Genomic DNA, 13,429 nt, shown 5'->3' with positions numbered 1-13,429 from the left:
GAATGCCCGCCGCGTTACGCCGACAGCGATACCGCCGGCAGGTCGAACCACCGCAGGGCCTCGAAGTTGGCCGAGACGACCCCCTCGGCCTGCGGCTCGGAGGGCAGGGAGTCACATAATTCGCGGGCGTACCGCAAATATCCGGATAAGTCCGATTCGGGGGCCCGTTCGTGCCGCGCCGGCCACGTCAGCTCGCCGGACTCCGTGTACCGCAGCTCGGACAGGCGAAGCGGCGGCTCGACGACGCCGTCGCGGTGCTTCCACAGCCCGGTGTAGGGGTCGAAGCGGTACTGCGGCAGCAGCGCCCACCCGTGGGTGGCCACGAGATGCACGGCATCGACGATGTACTGGAACACCGTGGGCGAGATGAAATAGTTGAAGCTGACCCGCACCCAGCCGGGTTTGATGCCCTCGCAGCCCGCGATGATCTCCTGCTCGAACCGGTGCGACCGCTCGATGTCGATCCCGAGCAGCCGGTGGCCGTAGGGCCCCGCGCACGAGCAGCCGCCCCGGGACTGGATGCCGAAGAGGTCGTTGAGCAGCGAGACCACGAAGTTGTGGTGGAGGTACCGGCCGCCGGGTCGTTTGATCACGAACGACACGATCGACAGCCGGGACGCGTCGAGGTTGCCCAGGATCTCGATGTTCGGGTTGGTCTTCCACGACGCGATGGCCGCGCGCAGGAAGCCCTCCTCGAGGGTCCGGATCGTGTCCGTCCCGACCGCCTGCTTGAGCTGGAACACCAGGCCGGCGCGGATCGACTCGACGATGGCCGGGGTCCCGCCCTCCTCGCGGTGCGCGCGGTCGGCGATGTAGTGGTGGTCGGTCGGGTTGACGTAGTCCACGGTCCCGCCGCCGGGCACGGTCGGCACCCGGTTGGTGAGCACCTCGCGCCGCACGACCAGCACGCCCGGGGTGCCCGGTCCGCCGACGAACTTGTGCGGCGAGATGAAGACCGCGTCCTTGTACTCGCCCGGTCCCAGTCCGTACATCGCGACGTCGACGTACGGCGCGGCCGCCGCGAAGTCCCAGAACGACAGAGCCCCGTGCGCGTGCAGCAGCGCCGAGATCGCGTGCGTGTCGCTGACGATCCCGGTCACGTTGGAGGCCGCCGAGAACGATCCGATCTTCAGCGGCCGGTCGGCGTGGCGCACGAGTTCCGCGCGCAGCCGGTCCAGGTCGATGTGGCCGTTGTGATCCTCGGGGATGACCACCACGTCCGCGATGGACTCGCGCCACGGCAACTCGTTGGAGTGATGCTCGAAGGGGCCGATGAACACGACCGGGCGATCGCCGGGCGGGATGTGCGCCGAGAGTCCGTAGCGGTCCTCCAGCCCGGCCGGCACCCGCAGGCCGAGGATGTGCACCATCTTGTCGATCGCCGCGGTCGACCCGGAGCCGGTGAAGATCACGACGGTCTCGGCGTCGCCGCCGACGGCGTCGTTGACGATCGCCCGGGCGTCCTCGCGCAGACGGGTGGTCTGCAGGCCGGTGCCCGACGATTCCGTGTGCGTGTTGGCGTATCGCGGGAGCACCTCGTCGCGGATGAAGCGCTCGATGAAGTCCAGCGCCCGCCCCGAGGCGGTGTAGTCCGCGTAGGTAACCCGGCGGGCGCCGAACGGCCCCCACATGACCTGGTCGTCTCCGATGACCGCGGCGCGAATCCGCTGCAGGAGGGCGCTGTCCATGGCGGTCATTATCCGCGCCGCCACGCCGTCCTCTTTCGTGTGGCCGAGAGAATGTCGCACTCGTTGTCCGCTCCGGCGTACCCCCCGATTGTTTAACGTTTCGTCCGGAGGTGCTCAGGAAGCCTCACGGAGACTGGGGGTAGGGAAGTTGGTCAGTGTTGACCAGTCCGAGCCAACAGATGTCGTCGATCGACTCTTGTGGCGGGACGCCACGCAGATCCTGAGTCGGCACAGCGAGTCTGACGGGGAGGGCCAGTGCCTCTGGTGCGGGCGCGAGTGGCCCTGCGCGCCGCGCCGGCTGGCGCAGAACGCCGCCGAGGCCTCCCGCCGCCCGTGGAACGAGGCATGGACGGCCCGCCACGACCTGTACAGCCTGCGCACCATGCCCGACTGGCGCATCGACCTCGGCCGGCCGGGCGGCTCCCGCGGCGGCTGGCACCGCGCCGGCGGAAACCGGGGAACCTTCCTGTAACTCGATCGTTGATCCAAGCGGAGACTCCGGCGCGCCCCGCCAGTGCAACGCAGTCCCGCGACACAAAGACCCGCCCGGACACGGTTGCCGGCATGCCTCCGCCGGCTCCGAACGCCTCCGGCCAGGCGTCCTCCCCAGGGATCGGGCGGGTCTACCCGGCAGGCGAGGGCACTTCTCGTGGTTCCCCCGCATATATCGCGATTTGTGCCCTCGCCTGCCAAAACCCTGAGCACGGCAACGGCCCGGAGCGCAAGCTCCGGGCCGTCGTCATGAACTAGTTGTAGTCCGCCACGGTGAACGTGGAGCCGCTCGAGATGATCGACTGCACGTACGTGGCGGCGCTGGGGTTGGTCGTGGAGACGACGTTGGCGTTGACCGCGCCGCTGCTCACCACGGTGACCGTGTAGGTCCCGTTCGGGATCGGACCCGTGCCGGCCACGAAGATCGGCTGGGCCAGGCTGGCCGCCGCGGTCTGGGCGGCGGTGAGGTTGTTGGACAGCGTCACGTTCTTGGTGTCGGTGAACGCGGTGATGACCGTCCCGGCCGGGATGTTCGCGCCGTACACGGCCCTGCCGACGTCCGTCGCGGCGAACACGGCCGTCGTGGTGGTCAGGTTCTTCTGGCCGTTGGCGCCGCTGGCGTCCGTCAGCGACTTCACCGCGGCCGGCGCCCACACGTTGATCACCGTGGTGCCGGTGACGGCGGCCGTCAGTGCCTTGCTGATCGTCGCGGCACCGGTGCTCGAGTTGACCGCGGTGATGGTCGTCGCCGCCGGGATGCCGGTGCCGATGATCGTCATGCCGACGTCGGTCGAGCTGAAGGTGCAGGCGCCGCCCGCGGTCAGCGTGGTCGCGGCGGAAGCGGCGGTGCAGCCCTGGACGCTGCGCGCGGAGGCGGTCGACAGCGGGCCGTTGCCCATGGTGTACAGCGTGCAGATCAGGTTGGTGTCGGAGACGACGAGCACGTCGGCGCACTCCGCGGCCTGGCCGTTGGCCTTGACCGTGCCCGAGCCCTTCGGGTCGTACCCGCCCTTGACCAGGTACACGTGCGCCTTGGTGCTGTTCGGCTCGTAGGTGCCCGCCGCGGCGAAGGTCAGGTCCTGGAAGCCGACGCCCTGAACGTCAAGGTCGGTGCCGGTCACCTTCGAGTTCGGCGCCGTGTTCGGCGTCACCGTGATGCCGTTGGTGAACGTGAACAGGTTCTTGCCCTCGTAGGTCTGGCCGTTCGTCAGCGTGATGGTGATCGAGTAGCCGGAGCCCGGGGCGTGCGGCGGCGTGACCGCGGTGAAGTTGGTCGCGGTCTGGGCCGTGATGGTCATCGGCACGCCGCCGATCGCGGCGGTCATCGAGCCGAGGCTGCTCGGCAGGTACTGGCCGCTCACCACGATCGTCGAGCCGCCCTGCGCCGGGCCGGTGGCCGGGGACACCGACTGGATCACCGGCAGGTCGCCCGACGTGTAGAAGCCGTAGCCCTGCGCGACGAGGTGGTTGCCGGAGGCCGCGCTGGCCACGTCATAGACGCAGACGTTGTACGAGCCGGCCGCGATCGCGGGCAGCGTGACCGCGATCTTCGAGGTCGAGATGAACCGGATCTGCGACGTGGTCGGGACGATCGCGCCGCTGGCCTGCGGGTACTGGTCGCAGTCGTTGTGGTTCGACGCCGAGCTCTGGAACTGCACGAAGGTGGAGCCGCTGGTGAAGATCGTGCTGAACGCGGTCATCGTGATCGAGTTGCCGCCGGCGGTCGAGCCGGTGGAGGCGCTCAGTGCGACGTTGCCGCTGAGGTTGAACGGCGAGCCCGGCAGCGTCTCGGCCACCAGCGCGTTGCTGGCGTACACACAGACGTTGAAGTTCGTGCTCATGACCGTCGGCAGGGCCGTCAGGTACGGCTGGATCATCGTCGCCGGCATCTGCACCTTCATGGTGCGTGTCGACGGCACCTGCAGGTTCGCGGCCGGGATCTGGACCACGCCGCCGGTGATCGTGGTGGAGTTCGACGCGCTCGGCGGGGAGGCGCTCGGCGGCGTGGCGGCGCAGACCACCCCGGCCGCCGTCTTGGCCTGGAACTGCACCGTGTAGCCCGTCGAGTACGCGGTGAAGGCCGGGTTCGGCGTGGTCAGGTCGACCGCGTAGTTGCCGCCGCTGGCGCCGCTGGTCGGGGTGGCGACGAGCATCGGGTTCACCGTGTACGCGGCGGTGGCCGTCTCGGCGAGCAGCGCCGTGGTGCCCACCACGCTGCCGTCGTAAACGCAGATGTAGAACGGGGTCGGCGCGGTCACGTCGGGCGGCAGGCTGAGCGTGGACGGCACGGTGACCTGGAGATTGGCGCCGCTGACGGAGACCGTCGAGGCCCGCACGACGCCCGCGGTGACGGCGCCGCTGGCCGAGGTGACCGGCGTCTGGGCCACGAGCGGGTCGGCGCAGGCGGTGAACGAGAACTGCACGAGGGGGCTGCCGGCGCCGCTGAAGGTGGTGCCCGTCGTCGGCGTGAGCGAGATGATGTTGCCACCGCCGCTCGGCCCGTGCGCGGGCGTGACCGTGGTGATCGGGTCGGCGGCGGCGAAGCTGGGCGATGTCGTCGCGACCAGACCGGTCGCTACCACGCCCAGGACGACGGCCGCACGGGCGACCGGCCGGCCGCCGGGCAGTCGTTTTCTGACTTGCACTTGAGTGTCTCCTCCGTTGATTGCCACGGGGTTGGGAGTGGTCGGTGGGCGCGGCTCCCTGAAGAGGTAGCGCTCAGCATCCGGACTGTCACTCAACGTAGCAGTGAGGTACCTGAAAGTTCCTCAAAACCGCCAATCCGCGAGATCCGCTCGTATTCCCTGCTAAGGGCGCGAAAAGGGCACCCCCGGCGGAGGGGGCGCCCTGCGGTTCAGGTTCTCGATCCTGGCGATCAGTGATGTACTCGCTGTGCCGGTGACCACCACGCACCCCGCCACCTGCGTTCGCCAGTCCCGGGCTACCGCAAGGCCACCGCTCGCGCGGCCAGGCTGGTCACATCTCGGATCCTTCAAGATCTCCTGTGTCGGGAATCGACGTAATCAGAAACCCACTTCTTGCTGCTGCGCCAAGACCCGTCGTCTCCCTTGATGGCGCGGAGTCGTCCACGAACGGCGGCGGCGCGGAGTGCGTTCTCCGACAGTTCGGGGGATGCCAGCGCGGGGAGCGGGAGAAGCTTCACGGGACCAGCGACGGCTGGCATGACGAAGCGGTAGAGGTTCGTCGTGACGCTTCGGGCGATCAGTTCTCCCAACGGACCGGGCTCGTCAGCATCTGCCCGCCTCATGGCTCGCAGGTACTTGTCGCGGTCTCGTTTGTAGATGATCGCCGGTGGGTAGCCGAGTCTGCAAAGAATGAGGTTCAGCAACAGCCGTCCGGCGCGTCCGTTGCCGTCCAGGAACGGATGTACCTGCTCGAACTGGTTGTGGACGCCGGCCAGTCGTTCGGGCCACGGCGCATCGCTATCGAGTCGCAGGTCATTGACCATATCGATCCAGCTACGCATATGCGAGTCGATGTCCGCCCACGTTGGGGGTTTCATGCCTCCTGGAAACCTGGCGATCTCGTGTTGGCGGAAGTTTCCCGGAGCCTCGGATGTGGTCGCATGTGGGTGCGGCGCAACGGTCCACACCGGCGTCATCGCCGTGTAGTGGACTTGCCGGACCTCTTGCAACGAGATCAGGTCGCCGGACTGCCATCCACCGGGGTCCAGGGCCTGCCCATAGACCCATTTGGCGGCATCGCCGTACCCTTTGACCTCCATGTACTCGCTGAGTGGCTTCGCGCCGACGGCTCGGCCCTCCTCGAGGAGTTTTTCCACCTCTTGGAGGACGAGGGTGTTTCCCTCGATCGCCGTGCTGTTGTGGGCCTCCTGGTGCCAGATGTCCGACCAGATGTCCTCCGCTTCGGCCGGAGACGGGAGGCCACCGAGGCGGTCTCGGAGTTCGGCGACCGCCTCATCGAGACGTTGGTACACCGTGGCTCGGGACGGTCGGCCTGGGCCAGACCAGGCTGCTCCTGAGGTTTGTTGGGTTTGGCGAAAACTAACCGTACCGAACAAACGTCAAGTTGTACGCCTGGCCCGATCTAATTGTTCCGAACAAAATGGCCGCCAGCAGGCCTGGCGGCCACATGGTTCGGGCAGGTCAGGTGGCGTCGGGGGCCGGGCCTGGGCGACGCCGACGGGGCAGGCCCGGGTCGAGTTCGACGCCATGCAGGCAGGGCTGAGGCGTCTGCGCCGCGAGGCCGCCCGTGGGGTCGCGCTGACCCTCATGCAGGCAGACCGCGGCGCCGGACCCGGCGACGAGGCTCAGGTGTTCACGCGCGGGCAGCTCGCCGAGGCGTGGGGAATTCGTGCCTGACCGGCAGATTCGTTTCCCTGAGCAAGCGTGGCAACAGGTAGAGGCACTTCCCCAGCGACTGCGATAGACAGTCCAGCGTGCGATCTTCCACCTTCTCGACGACCCGGTTCCAGCGCTCGCAGATCCGTTCCCGCCGGGCGATCCATTGCCAGGTGCTTATGAACTTCATTTACCCGCCGACGGCGTAACCATCTGGTACATGGTCACGCCGCACGACGGGAACGAGGTCATCAGCATTCAGTGCGGGCCGACACCTGATTTGGTGCACGACGCGGCGTCGAGAGATCAGGACGGCAGGGTGCCGACACCGATCGGGCACGTCATGCCGTTGGGGCCGTGGTTGCAGTAGCCGCCCGGGTTCTTGGACTCTGGCGAACGGTGCGGTATTAGAAGCGGCTCTAGTCGCCGAGGAACAGCAGGTACTGGTGGGGTCGGCGCGGAACCTTCCGGGCCAACTCGAGGAGAGCGGTCGCTGTGGCCCGTACCGCCTCGGGCCCGGCGCTCTCGAGCGACTCAAGCTCCGGGATCAACAGCTGCATCTGCACGACGTTGAACTGCGTGTCCCCATACGCGTCGATGTAGCCGAGCATGGGATAGGACCGCTCACGTGCCGCCTCGACCAGTTCGTTGATGTCGTGCCCGGTCACTGTGTCGACGGTGGCGCCGTGGTAATTCGTCAGTCTCGCACTGATGCCCACGAGGGAAATTGTCGTCGAGCCGGTCGATCGGCTCGTCGCCGGGACGTTGATGCGCCCGCCGGCCCCGACCAGTTCTTCGGTCGGGGCCAGAAAGCCGTCACAGGACGAGCTAGCGAGCGTCGGGGACCTGGGCGACACCGATCGGGCACGTCATGCCGTTGGGGCCGTGGTTGCAGTAGCCGCCCGGGTTCTTGGCGTCGGAGAGGTACTGCTGGTGGTAGTCCTCCGCGTAGTAGAACGGCCCCGCCGGGGCGATCTGCGTGGTGATCTCGCCGCGGCCGGAGTTGCGCACGACCGGCGCGAACGCCTCGCGGGACGACTCCGCCGCGGTCGCCTGGGCCGGCGTGGTCGTGTAGATCGCCGAGCGGTACTGCGTGCCGACGTCGTTGCCCTGCCGCATGCCCTGGGCCGGGTCGTGGTTCTCCCAGAACGCCTTCAGCAGCGTCTCGTAGGACACCTTCGCCGGATCGTAGACCACCTGCACGGCCTCGGTGTGCCCGGTCCCGCCGGAGCAGGTCTCCTCGTACGTCGGGTTCTTCGTGAAGCCGCCCTGGTAGCCGACGGCGGTGGAGTAAACCCCCGGGATGCGCCAGAAGATGCGCTCCGCGCCCCAGAAGCAGCCCATGCCGAAGTAGGCGACCTCCAGCCCGGCCGGCCACGGGCCGCGCAGCGGGGTGCCGAGCACGGTGTGCTTCGCGGCGACGGGCATCTCGGTGTCCCGGCCGGGGATGGCCGACTCGGCGGTCGGCAGGTCAAGCTGCTTGGTGTACCGCAGGAACACGATCCGCTCCTTAACTTGATGCTCTCGGGCTCAAGTTTGCCGCGAAAGTCGCCGCGATGCCTTAAGAGCTCATTACGGCGGAGACCTTCTCCGCGAAGGACAACGCCTCATCGTCGGACGCGTATTTCGTGCGCGGCCAGAAGAAGCCCTTGAGGCCGTCGCCCTTGGTTCGCGGCACGACGTGCGTGTGCAGGTGGGCGACGCTCTGGGACACGCGGTTGTTGATGGCGACGAAGGAGCCGCCCGCGCTCAGGCCGCTCTCGACGGCGGCCGCGATGCGCTGGACGAAGCCGAAGTACTCCGGGATGTCCGCCGGCGGCAGATCGGTGAGCGTCACCACGTGCGTCTTCGGCACGACCAGCACGTGGCCCTTGAACACCGGGCGGATGTCCAGGAACGCCGCGGCGGTGTCCGTGGAGGCCACCATGAACCCGGGCACGGCGCCCGACGCGATCGAGCAGAACAGGCAGTCCGACACGACCGCCAGACTATCCGCCGCTAGGGTCGAGGCCATGAGCCACGGCTTCGAGACGCTCGCCATCCACGCCGGCCAGGAGCCGGACCCGGCCACCGGCGCCGTCGTGCCGCCGATCTTCCAGACGAGCACGTATGCCCAGGATGCCGTCGGCGCGCCGCGGCGGGGGTACGAGTACAGCCGCACCGCCAACCCGACCCGCGACGCCCTGCAGGAGTGCCTCGCCGCGCTCGAGGGTGGCCGCCGGGCGCTCGCCTTCGCCTCCGGCCTCGCGGCCGAGGACACCCTGCTGCGCACCGTGTGCGGGCCGGGCGACCACGTGATCATCCCCGACGACGCCTACGGCGGCACGTTCCGCCTCTTCGCCAAGGTCGCCGAGCGCTGGGGGCTCAACTGGACCGCCGCCTCGGTCCACAGCGTCGACGCGGTCCGCGCCGCGATGACCGGGCGCACGAAGATCGTCTGGGTCGAGACGCCGACCAACCCGCTGCTGGGCATCGCCGACATCGCCGCGCTCGCCCAGGTCGCGCACGACCGCGGGGCGCTGCTCGTGGTCGACAACACGTTCGCCTCGCCGTATCTGCAGCAGCCCCTGCACCTCGGCGCCGACCTCGTCGTGCACTCGACGACGAAGTACCTCGGCGGGCACTCCGACGTCGTCGGCGGCGCGCTCATCGGCACCGACGAGGAGCTGATGGGGCGGCTCGCCTTCCACCAGAACGCGATGGGCGCGATCAACGGCCCGTTCGACGCCTGGCTGACCCTGCGCGGCATCAAGACCCTCGGCGTGCGCATGGACCGGCACTGCGACAACGCCGAGAAGGTCGTCGAGTTCCTCTCCCGGAGCAAGGCGGTGGCGCAGGTGCTCTACCCGGGCCTGCCCGGGCACCCCGGCCACGAGACGGCCGCGAAGCAGATGCGACGCTTCGGCGGCATGGTGAGCTTCCGCGCCCGCAGCGAGGAGGACGCGGTCGAGATCTGCAACCGCGCCCGGCTGTTCGTGCTGGGCGAGTCGCTCGGCGGCGTCGAGTCACTGATCGAGCACCCCGGCCGGATGACCCACGCCAGCGCCGCCGGCAGCCCGCTGGAGGTCCCGGGCGACCTCGTCCGGCTGTCCGTCGGAATCGAGACTATCGACGATCTTCTGGCCGATCTGGAGTACGCGCTCGCTCGTTGACACACTTGACCGCACCGTCGATGGGTACGGAAGGGTGTTTCGCATGCTGCAGCGCTCCACCACCTGGGTAGGCGCCACGGCCAAGGAGATCGCCCGGGCAGTGCGCCGCGGCGACACCTCGGCGACCGCCGTCGTGGCCGATCACCTGGACTCCATCCGGGCGTACGACCGCATCGTCGGCGCGTTCCGCGAGGTGCGCGCCGGCGCCGCGATCGCCGAGGCGGAGATCGTCGACGACCAGCCCGGCCTGGGCAACCTGGCGCTGGCGGGGGTGCCGGTCGCGGTGAAGGAGAACGTCGCCGTGGCGGGCCTGCCCACGTGGAGCGGCTCGGCCGCCGCCCGCGGCCCCGTTGTCGACCGCGACCACGAGGTGGTCCGGCGGCTGCGCGGGGCCGGCGCGGTCGTCGTCGGCGTCACCCGCATGCCGGAGCTGGGCATCTTCGCGACCACCGACGACCGGGAGGCGATCACCCGCAACCCGTGGCGGACCGACCGCACGCCCGGCGGCTCCTCCGGCGGGTCGGCGGCGGCGGTCGCCGCCGGGCTGGTGCCGATCGCGCACGGCAACGACGGGCTCGGCTCGATCCGCATCCCGGCCGCCTGCTGCGGGATCGTCGGGCTCAAGCCCGGCCGGGGCGTGGTGCCGGCCGGGATCGGGGTCAACGACTGGTACGGCCTGGCGGAGAACGGCATCCTGGCCACCACGGTCGCCGACGCTCACCTCGGCTACGCGGTGCTCTGCGGCCGGGCACCGCGCGCGCTCACCGAGCCGGGCCCGCTGCGGGTCGCCGTCTCGCTGCGCAGCCCCGTCACCGGTGTCTTCCCCGACGCCGGGGCGCGCAAGGGGCTCAGCGACGCGGTCCGGCTCCTGCTCGCCCACGGCCATGGCGCCGTGCGGGCCGACCCCGGCTACCCGCCCGCGCTCGCCGCCCGGGTCCTCGCCACCTGGTTCGCCGCGGCGAGCCTCGACGCCGCCGGGCTTGACCGGGCCGCGCTGCAGCCGCGCACCCGGCGCCACATGGCGCTCGGCGAGGCGGCCCTGCGGCGCGGGCTCGTGCGCGAGGACGACCGGGCCGCCTGGCGGGAAAACTGCCGGAACTGGTTCGGCGACGGGAGGTACGACGTGCTGGTCACCCCCGCCCTCGCCACGGCGCCCCCGGCCGCGGACCGCTGGTCGGCCCGCTCCTGGGCCGCGAACATGCTGGTCAACACCCGCTACGCGCCGTACGAGGCGCCCTGGAACTTCGCCGGCTTCCCCGGCCTGGTGATCCCGGTCGGGGTGCGCCCCGACGGCCTGCCGGTCGCCGTGCAGCTCGTCGGGCCGCCCGGCTCGGAGCTGCTGCTGCTCGCCCTCGCCGGCCAATTGGAGCAGGCCGCGCCCTGGCGCCGGCACGCACCCGGCTGGCCCCGGATGGCGGCCCGGCGCCGATGATCAGGGCGATCTCGCACTGGGCGACCGTCACGCAGCTCGGCCTCGCCGCGGCGGCGCTCGCCCAGCTCGTGATCGCCTTTCTGCCCGTCGCCGACCTGTGGGCGGTCCACCACCCGGGCGCCGAGTCCGCCGCGCTCGCCGCCACACTGCGGGTCGGCGCCTGGACCTTGACGATGCTGTCGGCTGCTGTGGCATTTGCGGCGATTGTCGCGTGGGCCGGTCGCGCCCGCGCGAACCTCGCCGCGTTCGGCATCCGTTCGCGCCGGATCACCGACAGCGTCGGGCGCGACCCGGCGCTGCGGCGGCGCGTGACGGCGCTGGTCTGGCTGCTGCGGGCCGCGGTGGCGGCCGGGGCGGTGGCACTCGTACTGGCCTGGGCCGCCGGACGCGACAACGCCGGCGAGATCGGCGCGGTGCGCGGGCAGGCCCGGGCCGGCCATCCGGTCGACGACGCGCTCGCCGGTCACCTCCTCGGCCGGCAGCTCGTGCTGAACCTGCCGGCCGCGGCGCTGTTCGTGCTCGCCGCCGCGCTCGCCCTGCTGCTGATCGCGCGGGTCACCAGCGCGCAGTACGGCCGGGTGGCGAGCCTGCGGGCCCAGGAGGCCGCGGCCCCGGCGATTGGTGGGACGATCGGGGCATGACCGTCTCAACGGATCTCGTTACGTTGCCCGAGATCGAAGCGGCCAGGCAGCTGCTGGCCGGTGTGACCCGCCTGACCCCGGTGGAGCCCAGCCGGCCGCTGACCGCCAAACTCGGCGGCCCGGTGTGGCTCAAGTGCGAGAACCTCCAGCGCGCCGGATCGTTCAAGGTCCGCGGCGCGTACGTCCGCCTGACGCGCCTGTCGCCGCAGGAGCGCGCCCGCGGCGTCGTCGCCGCCAGCGCGGGCAACCACGCCCAGGGCGTCGCCCTCGCCGCGGGGCTGCTCGGCATCGCCAGCACCGTGTTCATGCCGGTCGGAGCCCCGCTGCCCAAGATCGCCGCGACCCGCGGCTACGGCGCCGCCGTCGAGTTCGCCGGGGGGACCGTCGACGAGGCCCTGGTCGCCGCACAGGGGTTCGCCGAGCGCACCGGCGCGGTGTTCATCCACCCCTTCGACCACCCCGACGTCATCGCGGGCCAGGGCACGGTCGGGCTGGAGCTGCTCGAGCAGGTCCCCGAGGTCAAGACCGTCATCACCGGCACCGGTGGGGGCGGGCTCATCTCCGGGCTCGCCGCGGCGATCAAGTCCCTGCGCCCCGACGTGCGGGTGATCGGCGTGCAGGCCGCCGACGCGGCCGCGTTCCCGCCGTCACTGCGGCAGGGGCGCCCCGTGCGGCTGGACTCCTTCGGCACCATCGCCGACGGCATCGCGGTGGGCCGCCCCGGCGACCTCACCTTCGCCCACGTCGCCAAGCTCGTCGACGAGATCGTCACGGTGAGCGAGGAGGACATCTCCCGGGCGCTGCTCATGCTGCTGGAGCGGTGCAAAATGGTGGTCGAGCCGGCGGGGAGCGTCGGGGTGGCCGCCCTGCTCGCGGGCAAGGTGAAGGTCGAGACGCCGGTGGTGGCCGTGCTCTCCGGCGGCAACATCGACCCGATGCTCATGATGCGGGTGATCGAGCACGGGCTGGCGGCCGCCGGGCGATATCTCACCTTCACCGTGCGCTGCAGCGACCGCCCCGGCCACCTGGCCAAGGTGCTGACCTGCATCGCCGAGCAGGGCGCCAACGTCGTCGACGTCGCCCATCGCCGCCAGGACCCGCGGCTGCAACTCGGCGAGGTGGAGCTCGGCCTGTCGGTCGAGACGCGCGGTTCCGAGCACTCCGATCGGCTGGTCAACGCGCTCCGCTCGGCCGGCTACACGGTGACCTTCGGCTTGTAGCCCGCTGCACCGTGGCGTTCGCGGTGCTCGTCGTCATAAGCCTGCTGCCGTACCTCATGATCCTGGCGATCCTCGCCGCGGGTCTGCGGCAGTGCGGCCTGGCGTTTCCGGGCCCGGGCCGGCCGGGCCGCCACGGTGGAGCCGCTCGACGTGATCATGCTCGCCAGCAGCGCGTTCATGCTGGTCAAACGGGATGCGCGGGCCGGCCGACCGGTGCCGCGACGGCCCGAGCCGATCGGGAAGATGCTGGATGACGCCCGGCCGGGAATCGAGGCCCGCCGCGACGCCGATATCGCGAAGGCGACCCGGATGGACTCGCATATGCGGCCGGGGCGGCGAGCTCGGGCGGTGGACGCCCAGGCCGGCGAATCGGCGTCGGTGGTGGCGAGCTCGGCGCGGAACGACCGGATCGACGCGGAGTTCGCCACCCACTGCGCGCGGCCGGCGCGCACCCTCAAATCAACGTGAGGGTGCGCGCGATG

14 protein-coding genes are annotated in these 13,429 nt (G+C 70.4%); 7 read left to right on the top strand and 7 right to left on the bottom strand.

Annotated elements, in window-relative coordinates:
- Positions 1-14: 14 nt before the first annotated feature.
- The gene (locus tag ACQPY0_RS53710) at positions 15-1,688 is read right to left on the bottom strand and encodes an aminotransferase class V-fold PLP-dependent enzyme (protein WP_432979949.1); all 1,674 of its coding nucleotides are present in this window, start codon (positions 1,686-1,688) and stop codon (positions 15-17) included.
- Positions 1,689-1,884: 196 nt separating this feature from the next.
- Here ACQPY0_RS53710 and ACQPY0_RS53705 point away from each other — a divergent pair, with 196 nt between their 5' ends.
- Positions 1,885-2,160: a hypothetical protein gene (locus tag ACQPY0_RS53705; protein ID WP_432979946.1), complete on the top strand. Its 276-nt coding sequence runs from the start codon at positions 1,885-1,887 to the stop codon at positions 2,158-2,160.
- Between the two features lie 274 nt (positions 2,161-2,434).
- Here ACQPY0_RS53705 and ACQPY0_RS53700 read toward each other — a convergent pair whose 3' ends face one another.
- Entirely contained in the window at positions 2,435-4,825 is a 2,391-nt protein-coding gene (locus ACQPY0_RS53700) for an IPT/TIG domain-containing protein (RefSeq protein WP_432979943.1), read from the bottom strand.
- A gap of 347 nt (positions 4,826-5,172) precedes the next feature.
- Complete coding sequence (locus ACQPY0_RS53695) at positions 5,173-6,138, bottom strand: Fic family protein (protein WP_432979940.1); 966 nt, start codon at positions 6,136-6,138, stop codon at positions 5,173-5,175.
- Positions 6,139-6,373: 235 nt separating this feature from the next.
- Between ACQPY0_RS53695 and ACQPY0_RS53690 the strand changes: the two genes are divergently transcribed.
- Complete coding sequence (locus ACQPY0_RS53690) at positions 6,374-6,523, top strand: hypothetical protein (RefSeq protein WP_432979937.1); 150 nt, start codon at positions 6,374-6,376, stop codon at positions 6,521-6,523.
- A gap of 398 nt (positions 6,524-6,921) precedes the next feature.
- Here the strand turns inward: ACQPY0_RS53690 and ACQPY0_RS53685 are convergent, their stop codons facing one another.
- From ACQPY0_RS53685 to ACQPY0_RS53675, 3 genes are all read right to left on the bottom strand, one after another.
- Entirely contained in the window at positions 6,922-7,221 is a 300-nt protein-coding gene (locus tag ACQPY0_RS53685) for a hypothetical protein (RefSeq protein WP_432979935.1), read from the bottom strand.
- 109 nt (positions 7,222-7,330) lie between these two features.
- A complete protein-coding gene (msrA, locus tag ACQPY0_RS53680) occupies positions 7,331-8,002 on the bottom strand; it encodes a peptide-methionine (S)-S-oxide reductase MsrA (RefSeq protein ID WP_432979932.1) in 672 nt (223 codons plus the stop codon).
- A gap of 61 nt (positions 8,003-8,063) precedes the next feature.
- Positions 8,064-8,480: an HIT family protein gene (locus ACQPY0_RS53675; protein WP_432979929.1), complete on the bottom strand. Its 417-nt coding sequence runs from the start codon at positions 8,478-8,480 to the stop codon at positions 8,064-8,066.
- 34 nt (positions 8,481-8,514) lie between these two features.
- On the opposite strand from ACQPY0_RS53675, the gene ACQPY0_RS53670 reads away from it, so the two are divergent.
- Genes ACQPY0_RS53670 through ilvA form a run of 4 tightly spaced genes read left to right on the top strand, consistent with a single transcriptional unit; the run spans position 8,515 to position 12,947 of the window.
- Complete coding sequence (locus tag ACQPY0_RS53670) at positions 8,515-9,654, top strand: cystathionine gamma-synthase (RefSeq protein ID WP_432979926.1); 1,140 nt, start codon at positions 8,515-8,517, stop codon at positions 9,652-9,654.
- Positions 9,655-9,697: 43 nt separating this feature from the next.
- A complete protein-coding gene (locus tag ACQPY0_RS53665) occupies positions 9,698-11,086 on the top strand; it encodes an amidase (protein ID WP_432979923.1) in 1,389 nt (462 codons plus the stop codon).
- Entirely contained in the window at positions 11,083-11,727 is a 645-nt protein-coding gene (locus tag ACQPY0_RS53660) for a hypothetical protein (RefSeq protein ID WP_432979920.1), read from the top strand. The genes ACQPY0_RS53665 and ACQPY0_RS53660 overlap by 4 nt, the downstream gene beginning before the upstream one ends.
- Positions 11,724-12,947 carry a threonine ammonia-lyase gene (ilvA, locus tag ACQPY0_RS53655; RefSeq protein WP_432979917.1) on the top strand — a complete coding sequence of 408 codons (1,224 nt, stop codon included), beginning with the start codon at positions 11,724-11,726 and terminating at the stop codon, positions 12,945-12,947. Before ACQPY0_RS53660 ends, ilvA begins: the two co-directional genes overlap by 4 nt.
- Here ilvA and ACQPY0_RS53650 read toward each other — a convergent pair.
- Entirely contained in the window at positions 12,923-13,126 is a 204-nt protein-coding gene (locus ACQPY0_RS53650) for a hypothetical protein (protein WP_432979914.1), read from the bottom strand. The genes ilvA and ACQPY0_RS53650 overlap by 25 nt on opposite strands.
- Here ACQPY0_RS53650 and ACQPY0_RS53645 point away from each other — a divergent pair.
- Positions 13,098-13,415 carry a hypothetical protein gene (locus tag ACQPY0_RS53645; RefSeq protein WP_432979911.1) on the top strand — a complete coding sequence of 106 codons (318 nt, stop codon included), beginning with the start codon at positions 13,098-13,100 and terminating at the stop codon, positions 13,413-13,415. The two genes, ACQPY0_RS53650 and ACQPY0_RS53645, sit on opposite strands and share 29 nt — an antisense overlap.
- The last annotated feature ends 14 nt before the right edge of the window (positions 13,416-13,429 follow it).

The sequence above is a fragment of the Dactylosporangium sp. CA-233914 genome (genome assembly GCF_050942935.1).
Taxonomy (GTDB): Bacteria; Actinomycetota; Actinomycetes; order Mycobacteriales; family Micromonosporaceae; genus Dactylosporangium.
The sequence above is the reverse complement of the archived record's forward strand: the minus strand, read 5'-3'. Positions and strand labels throughout refer to the sequence as shown.